18 protein-coding genes are annotated in these 17,058 nt (G+C 71.0%); 2 read left to right on the top strand and 16 right to left on the bottom strand.

What is annotated here, in order from left to right; genetic code table 11:
* The 8 genes from H0488_RS05780 to pafA form a co-directional block, all read right to left on the bottom strand.
* On the bottom strand, positions 1-234 hold a 234-nt coding region (locus tag H0488_RS05780; RefSeq protein WP_312856228.1), incomplete at its 3' end, for a diacylglycerol/lipid kinase family protein.
* 25 nt (positions 235-259) lie between these two features.
* Positions 260-706, bottom strand: coding sequence for a hypothetical protein (locus H0488_RS05785; protein ID WP_183098337.1), 447 nt, complete (start codon positions 704-706; stop codon positions 260-262).
* On the bottom strand, positions 703-1,539 hold the full coding sequence (gene tatC, locus H0488_RS05790; protein WP_183098338.1) for a twin-arginine translocase subunit TatC: 837 nt from the start codon (positions 1,537-1,539) through the stop codon (positions 703-705). The genes H0488_RS05785 and tatC overlap by 4 nt, the downstream gene beginning before the upstream one ends.
* A gap of 13 nt (positions 1,540-1,552) precedes the next feature.
* On the bottom strand, positions 1,553-1,795 hold the full coding sequence (locus tag H0488_RS05795; protein WP_183098339.1) for a Sec-independent protein translocase subunit TatA: 243 nt from the start codon (positions 1,793-1,795) through the stop codon (positions 1,553-1,555).
* 54 nt (positions 1,796-1,849) lie between these two features.
* On the bottom strand, positions 1,850-2,857 hold the full coding sequence (locus H0488_RS05800; protein WP_183098340.1) for a helix-turn-helix transcriptional regulator: 1,008 nt from the start codon (positions 2,855-2,857) through the stop codon (positions 1,850-1,852).
* A complete protein-coding gene (locus H0488_RS05805; RefSeq protein ID WP_183098341.1) occupies positions 2,854-3,816 on the bottom strand; it encodes a helix-turn-helix transcriptional regulator in 963 nt (320 codons plus the stop codon). The genes H0488_RS05800 and H0488_RS05805 overlap by 4 nt, the downstream gene beginning before the upstream one ends.
* A gap of 20 nt (positions 3,817-3,836) precedes the next feature.
* Positions 3,837-4,832: an FKBP-type peptidyl-prolyl cis-trans isomerase gene (locus H0488_RS05810; RefSeq protein ID WP_183098342.1), complete on the bottom strand. Its 996-nt coding sequence runs from the start codon at positions 4,830-4,832 to the stop codon at positions 3,837-3,839.
* A 63-nt stretch (positions 4,833-4,895) separates the two neighbouring features.
* The gene (pafA, locus tag H0488_RS05815) at positions 4,896-6,257 is read right to left on the bottom strand and encodes a Pup--protein ligase (protein WP_183098343.1); all 1,362 of its coding nucleotides are present in this window, start codon (positions 6,255-6,257) and stop codon (positions 4,896-4,898) included.
* A 71-nt stretch (positions 6,258-6,328) separates the two neighbouring features.
* Here pafA and H0488_RS05820 point away from each other — a divergent pair, with 71 nt between their 5' ends.
* Positions 6,329-7,759 (top strand): FAD-dependent oxidoreductase, encoded by a 1,431-nt coding sequence (locus tag H0488_RS05820; protein ID WP_220794241.1) that lies wholly within the window; start codon positions 6,329-6,331, stop codon positions 7,757-7,759.
* Between the two features lie 6 nt (positions 7,760-7,765).
* On the opposite strand, the gene prcA is transcribed toward H0488_RS05820, so the two are convergent.
* The 4 genes from prcA to dop are packed head-to-tail and all read right to left on the bottom strand — an operon-like array spanning position 7,766 to position 11,209.
* The gene (prcA, locus tag H0488_RS05825; RefSeq protein WP_183098344.1) at positions 7,766-8,596 is read right to left on the bottom strand and encodes a proteasome subunit alpha; all 831 of its coding nucleotides are present in this window, start codon (positions 8,594-8,596) and stop codon (positions 7,766-7,768) included.
* Positions 8,593-9,444, bottom strand: coding sequence for a proteasome subunit beta (prcB, locus tag H0488_RS05830; RefSeq protein WP_183098345.1), 852 nt, complete (start codon positions 9,442-9,444; stop codon positions 8,593-8,595). Before prcB ends, prcA begins: the two co-directional genes overlap by 4 nt.
* Positions 9,445-9,493: 49 nt before the next feature.
* A complete protein-coding gene (locus tag H0488_RS05835; RefSeq protein WP_183098346.1) occupies positions 9,494-9,691 on the bottom strand; it encodes a ubiquitin-like protein Pup in 198 nt (65 codons plus the stop codon).
* A 9-nt stretch (positions 9,692-9,700) separates the two neighbouring features.
* Complete coding sequence (gene dop / locus H0488_RS05840) at positions 9,701-11,209, bottom strand: depupylase/deamidase Dop (protein ID WP_183098347.1); 1,509 nt, start codon at positions 11,207-11,209, stop codon at positions 9,701-9,703.
* 30 nt (positions 11,210-11,239) lie between these two features.
* On the opposite strand from dop, the gene H0488_RS05845 reads away from it, so the two are divergent.
* On the top strand, positions 11,240-12,103 hold the full coding sequence (locus tag H0488_RS05845; protein ID WP_183098348.1) for a DUF1206 domain-containing protein: 864 nt from the start codon (positions 11,240-11,242) through the stop codon (positions 12,101-12,103).
* A 99-nt stretch (positions 12,104-12,202) separates the two neighbouring features.
* Here the strand turns inward: H0488_RS05845 and arc are convergent, their stop codons facing one another.
* The 4 genes from arc to H0488_RS05865 form a co-directional block, all read right to left on the bottom strand.
* Positions 12,203-13,954: a proteasome ATPase gene (arc, locus tag H0488_RS05850; protein ID WP_376768455.1), complete on the bottom strand. Its 1,752-nt coding sequence runs from the start codon at positions 13,952-13,954 to the stop codon at positions 12,203-12,205.
* A gap of 79 nt (positions 13,955-14,033) precedes the next feature.
* Positions 14,034-14,801, bottom strand: a complete 768-nt coding sequence (locus tag H0488_RS05855; protein ID WP_183098349.1) for a glutamine amidotransferase — start codon at positions 14,799-14,801, stop codon at positions 14,034-14,036.
* Positions 14,801-15,808 carry a tRNA (adenine-N1)-methyltransferase gene (locus H0488_RS05860; RefSeq protein ID WP_446685603.1) on the bottom strand — a complete coding sequence of 336 codons (1,008 nt, stop codon included), beginning with the start codon at positions 15,806-15,808 and terminating at the stop codon, positions 14,801-14,803. Before H0488_RS05860 ends, H0488_RS05855 begins: the two co-directional genes overlap by 1 nt.
* A gap of 11 nt (positions 15,809-15,819) precedes the next feature.
* A complete protein-coding gene (locus tag H0488_RS05865) occupies positions 15,820-16,974 on the bottom strand; it encodes a site-2 protease family protein (RefSeq protein WP_312856229.1) in 1,155 nt (384 codons plus the stop codon).
* Positions 16,975-17,058 lie beyond the last annotated feature (84 nt).

Here is a 17,058-nt window from a genome sequence, read left to right on the forward strand (position 1 = left end):
GACCACCTGGAGCCCGAGGTGCACGAGCCCGTCGCCGCCGCAGACCACCAGTGCCTCCGCACCCTCGGCGACCGCCTGCTCCGCCAGGTCGGACGCCTCGTCGGCGTCGCGGCCCTCGAGGGAGCGGACCCGCCACCCGGCCCCGTGGAGCAGCGGCAGCGCCGCGTCGCGCATCCGCAGGGCGCGGCCCTTGCCCGCCGTGGGGTTCATGAGGAGCGCGATCTGGCGAGTCACAACCCGAAACCTATCGGGCGCCCGATCAGTCGCCCGGGCCGCCGCCGCGGTCCCAGCCCGACCCGCCGCGCGCGACCCGCAACCGGACCGCGAAGTGGTCGGGCGGAGCGCCGACGGCCTTCGCCAGCCGACCGACCGCGTCGATCACCCGGGGAGCGGTGAAGTCCGTGCCGGGCGCACCGAGCGTGAGTCGGTCACCTCGTCGTACGACGTGCACCTGGCCGTGTCGCCACGCCTGGTGGATCTGGACCCGGGTCTGCTCGTCGACGACCGCCACCGGGTATGCGACGTCGCCCGCCATCAGGTCGCACGGCAGCTCGACGCCGGTCAGGTCGCTGCACAGCGTCCCGGGGACGATGCCGAGCCGGAGCGGACCGACCGCCGACCAGGTCACCGGGTCGGTGCCGAGCCACTCGGGCAGGTCGAACGCGTCGACCGCGCTGCACGAGGGTTCATTCGCAGGGGCGGTCACAGCGGCGAGGCCTCGTCCGGGCTCAAGCCGGCGTTGATGCCCCGCCCCGCGCGACGGCGGTCGTTGAGCCGTGCGATCACCTCGGAGATGAGGAAGAGGACGACCAGCGGGACCGCCATGAACGTCATCGTGAACGGGTCGCCGCTGGGCGTCGCGATCGCGGCGAACAGGAACGACCCGACGATGATCCATGGCCGGTGGGCGCCCAGCGACTTGCCCTTGACGATGCCGGCCATGTTGAGGAGGACGACGAACACCGGGATCTCGAACGCGATGCCGAACGCCAGGAGGGTCCGGGTGAAGAAGGAGAGGTAGTCGTTGAACTCCACCAGGTTGGTGAGGTCGCCCGGGGTGAAGCCGATGAGGATCTCGAGGCCCTTCGGCAGCGTCAGGTAGCCCAGCGCCAGCCCGGCGAAGAACAGGGGGCCGGCGATCGCGCCGAAGATGGCGGTCCACTTCTTCTCGGTGGAGTGGAGGCCGGGCAGGATGAACGCCCAGATCTGGTACAGCCAGAACGGGCTCGAGCCGACCAGCGCTCCGAGGCCGCACAGCTTGAGGTAGAGCAGGAAGCCACCGGCGGCACCGCTGGTCGTCGCGACCGTGCGGTCCTCCCCCAGGGCCTCGCGGGCCTGCTGGTAGGGCTCGTTGACGACTGCGAACAGCGCGTCGAAGAAGAACAGGGAGATGACGAACGCGACCGTGATCGCGAGCGCCGCCTTCAGGATCCGGGCGCGCAGCTCTCGCAGGTGGTCGGACAGGGCCATCCGCCCGTCGGGTCCGACGGGGTGGACGGGTCTGCCGACGAAGAGCTGGACGACCCCCGTGAGCGACAAGTGCTGACCAGGCTCAGGCGTTGCGCTCGCGCTCGTCGACGATCTCGCCCTCGGCGACCTCGTCGCCGGCGGTCAGCTCGCCCTTGGGCTTCTCGTCGTCGTCGCTGAGGCCCTTGGTCTCAGACTTGAAGATCCGCAGCGCCTGGCCGGTGCCGCGCGCCAGGTCGGGCAGCTTCGCCGCACCGAACACCAGGATGAAGATGGCGAGGATGATCAGCCACTCCCACCCTTGAGGCATGCCGATCAGGGGAATCATCTGGAGACCAACTCTCGGTTCGAGGAACTCGTGTCCCCTTATGGTACGCCGCCCTCACCGATACAGCGCGAGGGTCTCCTGTGCGGTCGCTGTGAAAGTCCCGGTGAATTCTTCCGGCGCCACCACGGCGGCGTACGGCGCCAGCCGCAGCAGCAGCCGCATCAACCACCGCGGGTCCGCGACGGGCAGGTCGACCTCGAGCGCGCCGTCGGCCAAGGGTCGCACGTCCTGCATCGGGTAGTAGTTCGGCACCCAGTCGGCCTGCGGTTGCAGCACGAGCGTGGCCACGGTGCCGCCGGCGGGTGCCTCTCCGGTCAGCAACCCCTCGTTGACCTCGCGCGGGGGCGTCGGTGCCGTCGCGATCGGGACGTCGAGGACCGTCGCCTCCGTGATCCGGTCGAGCCGGAACAGCCGTTCGCCGTCGGCGGTGTGGCACCAGGCGTCGAGGTAGGAGAACCGTCCGTGCGACACCACACCGCGGGGGTCGACGACCCGCTCGGAGAGCTCGTCGCGGGACGGCACGTGGTAGGTCAGCCGGACCTGCCGCTGTTCGTCCGCGGCGCGCTGCAGGGTGTCCGACAGCGCGATCAGGGCCACCTCGCCGGAGCGGGCGTCGACCGCGATCCGCCGCGCGGCGGCCGCGGTGGTGGCGGCCGCCTCCAGCTTGGAGAGCACGGCGTCGATGATCGCCTGGGTGTCGTCGGCCGAGACGTCGCGCAGCGTGTGGAGGGCGACCATCACGGCCGAGGCCTCGGTCGGGCTCAGGCGCAGGGGGCGGGCGAGGTAGTCGGCGTTCTCGATCCGGATCACGCCGTCGCTGACCGGGCCGCCCTCCTCCGACTCGATCGCATCGAGGTCGACGTCGATGAGGTCGTCCGGCAGCCCGCCAGGCAGCCCGCACATGAAGAGCACCTTGAGGTCGCCCAGCACCTGCGCGGGCGAGGTGCCGAGCAGGTCGGCGGCGTCGGCCAGCCGGACCTCGTCACGGTGGTGCAGGAACGGCACCAGGGTGAGCAGCCGGGCGACCTGGTCGCGGGCTCCTGGGGCGGCAGTCGTCGTCATCCGGCGATCGCCTCCAGCCGTCCGACGATCTCGGCCCGCAGCGCCGCCGGCTCGAGGAGCACGACGTCCGGGCCGTGGTAGAGCACCTCGTCGACGAACCCGCGCGCGGGGCGGTCCAGCTGGACCCGGTCCCACCCGGTGCGGGTGTCGGGGCCGGCCACGTCGGCCTCGACCCGCGACGCCCGGCGGCGGAAGCTGTGGCCCGTCCCCCGCCGGACGAGCAGCACCGCCCGCTCGGCGGCCGGGACCGGCGCCAACCGCTCGATCGTCTGGCGGAGGTCGGTGTCGGGCGGGACGTCGTAGGAGCGGGCGGGCCCGACCTTGCGAACCGCGCTGGTCACCCGGTCGAGGCGGAACACCCGCTCGTCGTCACGGTCGGTGTCGAAGCCGACGAGGTACCAGCGCCCCGACGTGCGGACCAGTCCCCACGGTTGGACGTGGCGGCGCCGCGACTCGGGCTCGTTGGGCCGCTGGTAGTCGAACTCGATGCAGGTCCGGTCGCACACCGCCTCCCAGCAGGTCGCGAAGGCCGGCTCGTCGGCGTTGAGCCGCGGCTGGGCGATCTCGAGCGCGGTCAGGTCGACGTCGAGACCGGCGGCGCTCAGCTTGCGCACCGCGTCGGTGGTGGCCTGGGCCATCGTGGCCTGCTGCCAGACCCGCGAGGCGAGGCCGACGACGGCCGCCTCCTCCGGGGTCAGCGAGACGTCGGGGAGGGCGAACTCGTCGGGTGGGATCCGGTAGCCGACCTCGTCGTCGAAGAGCGGGTCGATCTGCGCAACCTCGACGGGCACCCCGAGGCTGCGCAGCTCGTCCTTGTCGCGCTCGAACATCTTCTCGAAGGCGTCCGGGCGCGAGTCGGGGTACAGCAGCTCCCGGATCCGGTCCTTGGCGATCGGACGCCGCTGCACCAGCAGCATGATGAGGAGGTTGAGGAGACGCTCGCTCTTCGGCGCGGGCATGACCCTAGTGTGCCTCTCGGCTAAGCAGCGGCCAGGATGTCGACGATGAAGTAGAGGGTCGCGTTCGGCGGGATGTCCTCGCCCTGGCCCTTCTTCCCGTAGCCGAGCGTGGGCGGGATGCGGAGCAGCACCCGGCTGCCGACGGTCTTGCCCACCAGGCCCTCGTCCCAGCCCTTGACGACACCGCCGACGCCGATGGTGAAGGTCGACGGCTCGTCGCGCGAGAACCCGTTGTCGAACGGCTTGTCGGCGGCGTAGACCTGACCGATGTAGTCGGCGACGAGGAGGTCGCCCTTCTCGACCACCGGACCGGTGCCCTCGACGAGGACCGCCTGGGTGAGCTCCTTCGACTTGGCGTCGGGCTCGGGCTGGCCGCTCGAGTCGAGAGCCGTCGGCTCGCCCTTCTTCTCCACGATCTCGGGGGCCCAGCGCGGGGCCGCCTTGCTCTTGCCCTCGGGGCCGTCGAGGGGAACGGCCTCGAGGTCGGCGACGACGACGATGCCGTCCTCGTTGCCGACGCCGAGCGGCGTCAGGGCGAGGGCGACGTTGGGCTCCCACTCCTCCTTGACGTCCACCACGGCCGCGATCCGGGTGCCGACCTTGGTCTCGCCCGGTTCGATCCCCTGCGCGATCAGCTCGGTCAGCAGGTCGACGACCTGGGTCGGCTCGGCGTCCGACCCGACCTCGAGCAGCAGCGCGCCCTCGTCGCCGTAGGTGTCGAAGGAGATCTCCTGGCTGACGTCGTTGGAGACCGCGATGTTGGTGACCACCCGGTCGCCCTCCTCGAGGACGGGACCGTCACCCTCCTCGACGACCTCGACCTCGGCCTTGCCCGCCTTCAGCATCGCCTTCCAGTCGATCTCGGGGACGTCGCCGACGGCGCCGGAGATCTCGACCGCATCGAACCCGGCGGCGGTCTTCGCCCCGGGCTCGTCGTCGCCGCAGGCCGTGAGCGCGGCGAGTGCACACAAGGTGACGGTGGCGAGAGCGGCGGGGCGGGTCAGTCGGCTTGGCACGCCGAAACCTTACAAGGGGTCTCGTGACGGTCGCTGCGCGACCTCCTCGGCCGACGACGGGTGCTACATGCCGTCGATCAGGCGCTGCACGCGCTCGTCGTAGGCGCGGAACGGGTCCTTGCACAAGACGGTGCGCTGCGCCTGGTCGTTGAGCTTGAGGTGCACCCAGTCGACCGTGAAGTCGCGGCGGCGCTCCTGCGCCTTGCGGATGAACTCGCCGCGCAGCCGGGCGCGGGTGTTCTGGGGCGGCACCGACTTGGCCTCGAAGATCTTGAGGTCGCTGGTCACCCTCGCCACCGCACCCCGCTTCTCGAGCAGGTAGTAGAGGCCTCGATTGCGGTGGATGTCGTGGTAGGCCAGGTCGAGCTGGGCGACCCGCGCGTGGCTCAAGGGCAGTCCGTGCTTCGCCCGGTAGCGGTCGATGAGCTTCCACTTGATGACCCAGTCGATCTCGCGGTCGATGAGGCTGAGATCGTCGGACTCGACCGCCTTGAGCGCGCGCTCCCACAGGTCGAGGGTGCGCTCGATCACGGGGGTGCTGATGCCGCGCCGGTCGACGAAGTCGCGGGCCTTGGCGAGGTACTCGCCCTGGATGTCGAGAGCGCTCGCCTCGCGGCCGTTGGCCAGCCGCACCTTGCGGCGGCCGGTGACGTCGTGGGAGATCTCGCGGATGGCCCGGATCGGGTTCTCCATCGTGAGGTCGCGCATCACCACGCCCTCCTCGATCATCCGCAGCACCAGGTCGCACGACGCGACCTTGAGCATGGTCGTCGTCTCGCTCATGTTGCTGTCACCGACGATGACGTGCAGCCGGCGGTACTTCTCGGCGTCGGCGTGCGGCTCGTCGCGGGTGTTGATGATCGGCCGACTGCGGGTGGTGGCGCTCGAGACGCCCTCCCAGATGTGCTCGGCCCGCTGGCTGACGGAGTACGACGTACCTCTCGGCGTCTGGGTGACCTTCCCGGCCCCGACCATGATCTGCCGGGTGACCAGGAACGGGATCAGCACGTCGGCGAGCCGGCTGAACTCGCCCGCACGGCTGACCAGGTAGTTCTCGTGGCAGCCGTAGGAGTTGCCGGCCGAGTCGGTGTTGTTCTTGAACAGGTAGATCTCGCCGGCGATGCCCTCGTCGTGGAGGCGCTGCTCGGCGTCGAGCAGCAGGCCCTCGAGCACCCGCTCCCCCGCCTTGTCGTGCGTGACCAGCTCGACGATGTCGTCGCACTCGGGCGTGGCGTACTCCGGGTGGCTGCCCACGTCGAGGTAGAGCCGGGCGCCGTTGCGCAGGAAGACGTTGCTGGACCGCCCCCAGGACACGACCTTGCGGAACAGGTAGCGCGCCACCTCGTCGGGGCTCAACCGGCGTTGCCCCTTGAACGTGCAGGTGACGCCGTACTCGTTCTCGATACCGAAGATGCGGCGGTCCACGACTAGAGCCTACGGGTCACCACCCCAGTCTGGGGGACGTAACCGCCGGGTACCGCGCCTCCATGACCCCCATGACCCCCATGACTCCGCTGTGGCTGGACCGACCGCGCCTGACGCACCCCACGCTCACCACCCAGGCGACCTACGACGTGATCGTGGTCGGCGCCGGGATCACGGGGTTGTCGACGGCGTTGCTCCTGGCCCGTGGCGGGCGGCGGGTGGCGGTGCTCGAGGCCCGGCAGGTCGGCGACGGGACGAGCGGCCACACCACCGCGAAGGTCAGCGTCCTGCAGGGCACCAAGCTGAGCCGGATCGCGCGGACCAACCCGCCGTCGGTGCTGCGGGACTACGTCACGGCCAACCAGGAGGGCCAGGCCTGGCTGCGGGACTTCTGCTCGAGCCACGACGTCCCGTTCCAGGACCGCCCGGCCTACACCTACGCGACGACCCGCACCGGTGAGCTGCGCGCCCGGGCCGAGCTGTCCGTGGCGCAGCTCGCCGGGTTGGACGTCACCTGGGAGGACGCCACCGAGCTGCCCTTCCCCGTGCGCGGCGCCCTGCGGCTGGCCGACCAGATGCAGCTGCATCCCCTCGACCTGATGGACGCGCTGGTGGCACAGCTCCTCGCGGCCGGCGGCGAGGTCTTCGAGCAGACCCGGGTCACCGACCTCCACCACGTCCCCGACGGGGTCGGCGTGACGACCGAGCACGCGACCGCGACCGCGGCCCACGTCGTGCTCGCGACCGCCCAGCCGATCCTGCGCCGGCACGGCTTCTTCGCGCGCCTCCACCCGCAACGGTCCTACGCCGCCGCGCTGCGTTCGCCGTGGGTGCCGAACGGCATGTACCTCTCGGCGGACCACCCCAGCAGGTCCGTCCGGTCCCTTCCCTCCCCCGGCGCGGAGGAGCTGCTGCTCGTCGGCGGCAACGGCCACGTCACCGGGCGGACGTCGTCCGAGGCGGCTCGGGTCGAGGACCTGCTGGACTGGGCCCGCAGCACCTTCGGCGGCGAGGTCACCCACACCTGGTCCGCCCAGGACCACGCGACCGTCAGCGGACTGCCCTACGTCGGTCCGATGCGGCCCGGGGAGGAGGAGATCTGGGTCGCGACCGGCTTCGACAAGTGGGGGTTCGCGGCCGCACCGGCCGCGGCGCTCCTGCTCACCAAGCGCCTCTTCGCGCAGGCGGGCGCTGGCGAGCGACCGAGGTGGCACCGCGCGTTCAGCGCCTGGACGCCGCGCGGCGCGGCCGGCGCGGTCAGGGCGGCCCAGTTCAACGCCGGCGTGGGCGTCGAGATGACCAAGGACGTCGTACGCCGGAAGTGGCGGGACGCCGAGCAGGCGGAGCCGTCGCTCCGCGGCATCTGCACCCACCTCGCGGGCGCCGTGCGCTGGAACGACGCCGAGCGCTCCTGGGACTGCCCCCTCCACGGATCGCGGTTCGCCGCGGACGGCTCGGTGCTGGAGGGGCCTGCGGTCTGCGGGCTCAGGAAGCTGGACTGAGCCCGATCACGGCGGCGGCGCGACCGGAGGCTCGCCCGAGTCCTGGGGCGCGTCCGGGCTCGGGGCATCGAGGGACGGCGTGTCGGCCTCGATCCGGTCGTGCTCGGCGGGTGCGTGCTCGGTCGGCCCGCGGTCACCGAGGAGCGCGTCGAGCCGCGCCGGCATGATCCGGGCGAACTTCCGCGGCTGCGAGCGGGTGCGGTCGAGCACCGCGACCTCGAGGTCGCCGACGGGGATCACCCGGTCGGTCGTCTCGCCGCCCTCGGTCGCGTGGCCGAGCGCCGCCACGGCCACCGCGAGCGCGGCGTCGAGCGACGAACCGTCGGTGTAGTGCTCGCCCAGATAGGTCGCCACCGTCTCGGCATCGCCACCCATCGCGGCGTAGCCGTGCTCGTCAGCGACCCGGCCCTCGTAGGTCAGCCGGTAGATCTGGTCCTCGTCGCTGTTGGAGCCCACCTCGGCGACGAGGATCTCCACCTCGTAGGGCTTCTCGCCACCGCTGGAGAAGATCGTGCCGAGCGTCTGCGCGTAGGCGTTGGCGAGCCCGCGACCGGTCACGTCGCGACGGTCGTAGGAGTAGCCGCGCATGTCGGCCAGCCGCACGCCGGCGATCCGCAGGTTCTCGAACTCGTTGTAGCGGCCGACCGCCGCGAAGGCGATCCGGTCGTAGATCTCCGACACCTTGTGCAGGGCACGGGACGGGTTCTCGGTCACGAACAGCACGCCGTCGGCGTACTGCACCGCGACCAGGGAGCGTCCGCGCGCGATGCCCTTGCGGGCGAAGTCGGCCCGGTCCTTCATCAGCTGCTCGGGCGAGACGTAGAACGGCATGCTCATCGCGACTCCTCCCCTCGGGACAGCAGGGGGGCGTTGGGTCCGTCGGGACGCTGCATCCGTCCCGCGACCACCAGGTCGGCGATCTCGGCGACGTCCTCGTCGCTGAGCTTGCGGCCGCCGTCGACGGTCACGACCCACACGACGGGGAAGATCCGCCGGGTGAGGTCGGGGCCACCGGTGGCGGAGTCGTCGTCGGCGGCGTCGTACAGCGCCTGGACGGCGAGGGTGACGCACTCGGTCTCGGAGAGGTCCTCGCGGTAGAGCTTCTTCATCGCGCCGCGGGCGAAGAGCGAGCCGGATCCGACCGTGAAGAAGTGGCGCTCCTCGTGGCGACCTCCGGTCACGTCGTAGCCGAAGATCCGGCCGATCCCGAGGTCGAGGTCGAAGCCGGCGAACATCGGCACGACCGCGAGGCCCTGCATCGCCATGCCGAGGTTGGCACGGATCAGCGCCGACAGCCGGTTCGCCTTGCCGTCGAGGGACAGGATGCTGCCCTCGATCTTCTCGTAGTGCTCGAGCTCCACCTGGAAGAGACGGACCATCTCCACCGCCAGCCCGGCGGTGCCGGCGATGCCGACCACGGAGTACTCGTCGGCCGGGAAGACCTTCTCGATGTCGCGCTGGGCGATGACGTTGCCCATCGTCGCCCGCCGGTCACCGGCCATCACCAGGCCGCCGGGGAAGGTCGCCGCGACGATCGTGGTGCCGTGCGGGGCCAGGTCGGCGGCGCTGCCGGCGGGCAGCGAGCGGCGCGCGGGCAGCAGGTCGGGCGCCTGCTCGCTCAGGAAGTCGCTGAAGGACGAGATGCCCGGCTGCATGTAGGCGGCCGGGATGCGGGCGTCGGTCATGCGGGGTCCCCGTGAAAGTGCGAGTGCAGCGAGCAGCTTCGTGGGGTGCTCATTCTCCGCCCTTCTGGATGAACGACTTCACGAAGTCCTCGGCGTTCGACTCGAGCACGTCGTCGATCTCGTCGAGGATCGCGTCGACGTCGTCGTCGAGGGCTTCCTTGCGCTCCGCGACGTCGGACTCAGGGGCGACCTCGGTCGCGTCCTGCTCGTCGCCGCTCTTGCGCGGCTGCTTCTGCTCCTGGGCCATACGGAGAGCCTAGCGAGTCAGCGCAGCGACCAAGGCCTCTGCCGTGTCGCAGGCATCGATCAATCCGCCCACGTGGGCCTTGCTCCCCCGCAACGGGTCCATCGTGGGGACGCGCTGGAGCGACTCCCGGCCGGGCAGGTCGAAGATGACCGAGTCCCACGACGCCGCGGCCACGTGGGCGGCGTACTTCTCGAGGCAGCGGCCGCGGAAGTAGGCCCGGGTCTGCTCCGGCGGGTCGGTCATCGCGCCCTCGACCTCGTCGTCGTGCAGCAGCCGCTGGATCCGGCCGGCCTTCACCAGGCGGTGGTAGAGCCCCTTCTCGGGACGTATGTCGGAGTACTGGTAGTCGATCAGCTGCAGCTTCGCGTCGTCCCACGCCAGGCCGTCGCGCGAGCGGTACTGCTCGAGGAGCTTCAGCTTGGCCACCCAGTCGAGCTGGTCGGCGAGCGACATCGGGTCGCGCTCGAGCCGGTCGAGCACGTCCTCCCAGCGGGCCAGCACGTCGAGCGTCTGCTCGTCGGCGTCGGCGCCGAGCCGGTCCTCGACGTACTTCTTGGCGAGGTCGAGGTACTCCATCTGCAGCTGGACACCGGTGAGCCGCCGCCCGTCGGTGAGCGTGACGGTCTGGCGGAGGGTCGGGTCGTGCGACACGGCGCGGAGGGAGGCGACCGGCGTGTCCAGGGTCAGGTCGCGGCTGATGAAGCGCTCCTCGATCATCGCCAGCACCAACGCCGTCGAGCCGATCTTGAGGTAGGTCGCGATCTCGGAGAGGTTCGCGTCGCCGATGATCACGTGCAGCCGGCGGTACTTCTCGGGGTCGGCGTGCGGCTCGTCGCGGGTGTTGATGATCGGACGCTTGAGCGTGGTCTCGAGCCCGACCTCGACCTCGAAGAAGTCGGCGCGCTGGCTGATCTGGAAGCCCTGCTCGCGCCCGTCCTGGCCCTTGCCGACCCGGCCGGCGCCGGTGACGACCTGGCGGCTGACGAAGAACGGGGTCAGGTGGCGCACGATGTCGGCGAACGGCGTCGAGCGCCGCATCAGGTAGTTCTCGTGCGCGCCGTAGGACGCACCCTTGTTGTCGGTGTTGTTCTTGTAGAGCACGATCGACGGGTTGCCGGGCAGCTGCTGGGCGAGCCGCGCCGCGTCGAGCATCACCTGCTCCCCCGCCTTGTCCCACCGGACGATGTCGAGCGGCGTCACGACCTCGGGCGTGGAGTACTCAGGGTGCGCGTGGTCGACGTAGAGGCGGGCGCCGTTGGTGAGGATCACGTTGGCCAGGCCGAGGTCCTCGTCGGTGAGCTGGCTCGGGTCGGCGACCTGGCGCGACATGTCGAAGCCGCGTGCGTCGCGCAGCGGCGACTCCTCCTCGAAGTCCCAGCGGGCGCGGCGCGCGCGCACGGTGGCCGACGCGTAGGCGTTGACGACCTGGGACGAGGCGACCATCGGGTTCGCCGTGGGCATGCCCTGCACCGAGATGCCGTACTCCACCTCGGTGCCCATCACCCGCCGGACGCTCATGCAGCCAGCGTACGCGGATGCTCCCGCGCAATGCGGGTACTGGGCGACCCGGAGGGCAACATGACAACTCATCGCGCGGTCCGGACAACGACCGAGAGCACAGCAGAGCAGGCCAGGAACCATCCGGCACTCGAGTGGCTGGCCAAGATCGGCACGGCGGTCTACGGCGTCATGTACGTCGTCGTGGGCTGGCTGGCGATCCAGATCGCGTTCGGCGACGGATCCGGTCAGGCCTCGGGCCAGGGAGCGCTCCGCGAGATCGCGCAGCAGCCGTTCGGCGAGGCCCTGCTCTGGGTCGCCTGCGTCGGCTTCGTCGCACTGGTCGTGTGGAAGGCCTTCGAGGCGGTCGCCGGTCACACCGAGGAGGACGGCGGCAAGCTGGTCGCCGCCCGCGCCGCGTCGGCGGCGAAGGCCGTCCTGTTCGCCGTGCTGGCCTGGCTCGCCTTCCAGACCGTCACCGGCTCGTCCGGGGGTGGCAGCAGCGAGGAGGGCTACACCGCCAAGCTCATGCAGATGCCGTTCGGCCAGGTGCTGGTGGTTGCCCTGGGCCTCGCGATCGTCGGCTACGGCGGCTACAGCGTCTACAAGGGGCTCAAGGACAAGTGGCGCAAGAGCCTCGAGGCGCACGGTCACTCCGGCGACCTCGGTACGGCGATCACCGTCCTCGCCCGGGCGGGCTACTCCAGCCGCGGGTTCGCGTTCGGCGTGATCGGCGGCCTCTTCGTCTGGGCCGGCTTCACCCACGACGCCGGGAAGTCCGGCGGCCTCGACCAGGCGCTGCTGACGTTGCGGGACGCCCCGTTCGGCAAGATCCTGCTGGTCGTCGTCGCGCTCGGGCTCGCCTGCTACGGCGTCTTCAACGTCGTGAAGGCGTGGTACCTCCGCCAGCGCTGACCGGCCTGCAACGCTGACGCCGGAAGCCGCCAGACCTGCGCAACCCGTGACCGCGGCCCGGCAGCGTGTCGCACGATCTGCGACACGCTCGGGCGATATCTAGAGGTACTGGCCGGTGTTGGAGACGGTGTCGATCGAGCGGCCCGGCTCGGTGCCCTGCTTGCCGGTGATGAGGGTGCGGATGAACACGATCCGCTCGCCCTTCTTGCCGGAGATCCGCGCCCAGTCGTCGGGGTTGGTCGTGTTGGGCAGGTCCTCGTTCTCCTTGAACTCGTCGACGCACGCCTGGAGCAGGTGCGAGATCCGCAGGCCCTTCTGGTCGTGGTCGATGAAGTCCTTGATCGCCATCTTCTTGGAGCGGTCGACGATGTTCTGGATCATGGCGCCGGAGTTGAAGTCCTTGAAGTAGAGGACCTCCTTGTCGCCGTTGGCGTAGGTCACCTCGAGGAAGCGGTTCTCCTCGGTCTCGGTGTACATCCGCTCGACGGCGGCGCGGATCATGCCCTGCACCGTCGCCTGCCGGTCGTTGCCGAACTCGGCGAGGTCGTCGGCGTGGAGCGGGAGCGTGGTCGTGAGGTACTTGCTGAAGATGTCGCGCGCCGACTCCGCGTCGGGCCGCTCGATCTTGATCTTCACGTCGAGCCGGCCGGGGCGCAGGATCGCGGGGTCGATCATGTCCTCGCGGTTGGAGGCACCGATCACCAGCACGTTCTCGAGCGCCTCGACGCCGTCGATCTCGCTGAGGAGCTGCGGGACGATGGTGTTCTCGACGTCGGAGGACACGCCGGACCCCCGGGTCCGGAACAGCGAGTCCATCTCGTCGAAGAACACGATCACGGGGGTGCCGCTGCTGGCCTTCTCGCGGGCCCGCTGGAAGACCAGCCGGATGTGCCGCTCGGTCTCGCCGACGTACTTGTTCAGCAGCTCGGGGCCCTTGATGTTGAGGAAGTACGACTTCCCCTCGGCGCCGGTCTTGGCCGCGACCTTCTTGGCCAGCGAGTTGGCGACGGCCTTGGCGATGAGCGTCTTGCCGCAGCCCGGCGGGCCGTAGAGCAGGATGCCCTTGGGGGGCTTCAGCTCGTGCTCGAGGAACAGCTCCGGGTAGAGGTACGGCAGCTCGACGGCGTCCTGGATCATCTCGATCTGGCTGGCGAGCCCGCCGATCGTCTCGTAGGTGATGTCGGGGACCTCTTCGAGGACCAGCTCCTCGACCTCCGACTTCGGCACCCGTTCGTAGACGTAGCCGGCTCGTGCGTCGAGCAGCAGCGAGTCACCGGCGCGCAGGGTCTCGGTGCGGAGCGGCTCGGCCAGCCGGACCACGCGCTCCTCGTCGGCGTTGGCGATGACGAGGACCCGGTCGCCGTCGGCGAGCAGCTCCTTGAACATCACGACCTCGCCGACCGTCTCGTAGTCGAACGCGGCCACGACGTTGAGCGCCTCGTTGAGCATGACCTCCTGGCCGCGCCGCAGCTGGTCGAGGTCGACGTTGGGGCTCACGCTCACCCGTAGCTTGCGGCCACCCGTGTGGACGTCGACCGAGTCGTCCTCGTTGCGCTGCAGGAAGGTGCCGAACCCGGCCGGCGGCTGGGCGAGCCGGTCGACCTCCTCCTTCAGCTTCATGATCTGGTCGCGAGCCTCGCGGAGCGTCCCGGCGAGCCGCTCGTTCTGGGCCGTCACCGCGGCGAGGGAACGTTGCGCGTCGGCGAGGCGGAGCTCCAGAGTCCGCGCGCCCCCACCGGGGGCCTCGGTCAGGCGGTTGCGCAGGTCGTGGATCTCGGCCTCGAGGTAGCGAACCTGCTCCTCGAGCTCCTCACGGCTCTGTCGACGCCCATCGGCACCCATGCTCGACATCGGCACACCTCCTGTAGTCCGCGCTTACGACCCTACTCGGCCAGGCCTACCAGAAAAGGCGTTCCGCGCCGGGCGTCGGTCACGATTGCGTTGCGCCGACCGGGCGGTAGCGCGCAGCGAAGTTACGCAGGATGGTCATCGGGTGGCTCACCGTGACCGCCGCCGCCGCGGCGCCGAGGGCGTCCTGCTCGGAGGGGTCGAAGTAGCCGTGGTGCGCGTAGACCGCGATCCGGGTCAGGATGCCGTCGAGGTCGAGCTCGGGGTGGAACTGGGTCGCGTAGACGTGGTGGCCGACGCGGAACGCCTGGACAGGAGCCGCGGCGGACGTCGCGAGCGCCACGGCGTGGTCCGGCAGCCGGCTGATCGCCTCCTTGTGACCGCCGTACGCCGCGAAGGTGCGCGGCAGGCCGGCGAACAGCGGGTCGGCCGCACCCTCGTCGGTCAGCTCGACGCTCACCGGGCCGACCGGCTCTGGATAGGACCGGTCGACGACCGCGCCCTGGTGGCGCCCCACGGTGCCGATGCCGTAGCAGGCGCCGATGAAGGGGAAGTCGCGAGCGACGACCTCGTCGAGCAGGCGGGCCAGGTCGCGCTCGGCCTGGAGCTGGGTCTCGGACTTGCTCTCCTCCGGGTCGGAGGCGTTGAAGGCGCCACCGCCGAGCACGATCCCGGCCCAGTCGTCGAGGTCGAGGGGCGGCAGCGGCGACGTGCCGAGCTCGATCCGGGGCAGGTCCTCGGCGGTGACCCCGAGGAACCGCGCGAACGACGCGTGCTCGTTGAGCGCGGCCTCCTCCTCGACGCGGATCGAGAGCAGGAGGAGCGGCTTGGGCGCCGCACCGGGTCGCATCAGTCCTCCGGGGCGTCGTCCGGAAGGTCCGTCGCCGGCTCCGCGGTCGCTGCCGGCCGGGGTCCGGTGTAGTCGGAGCCGTAGGCGCCGGGCGCGGGACGCCGGGTCTTGCGGGGCGCGCGCTCGCCCGGAGCCAGCCGGCGCGCGGTCACGAGGAAGGCGGTGTGGCCGATCATCTTGTGGCCGGGTCGTACGGCGAGGCCCTCGACGTGCCAGTCCCGCACCAGCGACTCCCAGGCGGCCGGCTCGGTGAAGCCGCCGTGCACGCGCACGGTCTCGACGAACCGGGACAGCTGGGTCGTCGTGGCGACGTACGCACACACGATGCCGCCCGGGCGCAGGGCGCCGGCGGCTGCGTCGAGGCAGTCCCACGGAGCCAGCATGTCGAGGATGATCCGGTCGCAGCGCTCCCCCGAGGCCGGCAGCTCCTCGGCGAGGTCGCCGAGGGTCAGTCGCCAGGCGGGGTGGGACTCGCCCTCGTCCGCGCCGAAGAACTGGCTGACGTTGCGGCGGGCGACGTCGGCGAACTCCTCGCGCCGCTCGTACGACGACACCCGGCCGTGCGGGCCGACCGCGCGCAGCAGCGAGCAGGTCAGGGCTCCGGAGCCGACGCCGGCCTCGACCACGTGGGCGCCGGGGAAGATGTCGGCCATCGCGACGATCTGCGCGGCGTCCTTGGGATAGACCACCGCTGCTCCGCGCGGCATGGAGACGACGAACTCGGAGAGCAGCGGGCGGAACACGAGGTACTCCCCGCCGGCGGAGGAGGTGACGGTGAACCCCTCCTCGCGGCCGATCATCTCGTCGTGGTCGAGGTGGCCGCGGTTGGAGAAGAAGCGCTTGCCCGGCTCGAGGGCGAAGTTGTGCTTGCGGCCCTTGCCGTCGATCAGGCGCACCCACTCGCCGGCGCGCAGCGGTCCGCGATGGACGCCGGACCATGCCTCGGCGGCGACGTCGCCGGTGGCGTCTCGGGGGTCGCCGTCGGCGTCGCGATGGGGATCAGTCACGGTCGGGGAGCCTATCCAGCCCGGACCGCTTGCTCCACGTCGGCGGTGGCCAGCACGCCGTAGACGGAGCCGTCCTGCTCGACCAGGAGGTACTCGCTGGCGGGCGTGCGCCGGATCGCGTCGAGCAGCTCCGCTCCCGTGATGGCGACCGGGAGGCGCAGGCCGTCCTCGACCGTCCGGGTCACGGCGGACACGACGACCCACGGCCGGCGGTCCTCGGGCATCGCCCGCACGGCGGCCTCGTCGACCACGCCGAGCGGGGTTCCGGTGGCGGAGACGGTCACGATGCTCCCCGCGGAGGCGTCGCGGGCCCGCCGGATCGCCTCGGCCAGCGGCAGGTCGTCGGGGACGGCGAGGGTACGGCGCGCGAGGTCGCGCGCGACCACCTCCTCGACCCGGCCGCGGATCCTGGCCGCCGCGATCGCCTGGGAGGCGCCGGTCCAGAGGAACAGCGCGATCACGAACGCCAGCAGCAGGTCGAGAACGTTGGCCTGGACCCCCGTCAGTCCGGGGAGGACCAGCGGCCACGAGAGCACGGCGATCGCGGTCAGCCGGCCGCCCCAGCCGGCCGCGATCACGCCGGTGTCGCGGCGGCCGGTGAGCTTCCAGATCCCGGCCTTGAGGACCCGGCCGCCGTCGAGGGGCAGTCCGGGGACCAGGTTGAGCACGCCGATCAGGAGGTTGGCACCGGCCATCCCCTGGACGGTCAGCAGCAGCAGGCCGTCCGGGGTCACGAACCAGAGTGCGGCCGCGGCGCCGCCGACCGCGAGCGAGGTGATGGGGCCGACGACCGCGATCCAGAACTCCTGGCGCGGGGTGCGCGCCTCTCCCTCGATGGCGGTGACGCCGCCGAGGAAGTGCAGCGTGATCGAGTGCACCTCGAAGCCGTAGCGTCGGGCAGCGACCGCGTGCGACGCCTCGTGCAGCAGCACCGCGAGGTAGAGGACGATCGCGAACGCGACACCCACGACGTACTTCAACCCGCCGAGGCCCGGCTGGATCTCCTCGACGCGGGGCGCCATCACGACCGCGATCAGTGCCGCGACCAGGAACCACGACGACGACACGAGCACGTCGCTGCCGGCGATCGTGCCGATCCGGAAGGTGCCCCGAGGGCTCGACGCGCGGCGGGGCCGCCGATCGCTCTCCGGGTCGCTGGTGGGCACATACCGAGGCTATCCAAAGGTTCCCCGTCCCTCCCCTTCGGCGGCCCGTTCGCCGGACGGTCGGCTCTCGTTGTCGGCGGTGTG

The organism is Nocardioides pelophilus, from assembly GCF_014180685.1.
GTDB classification, from domain to species: Bacteria; Actinomycetota; Actinomycetes; order Propionibacteriales; family Nocardioidaceae; genus Nocardioides; species Nocardioides pelophilus.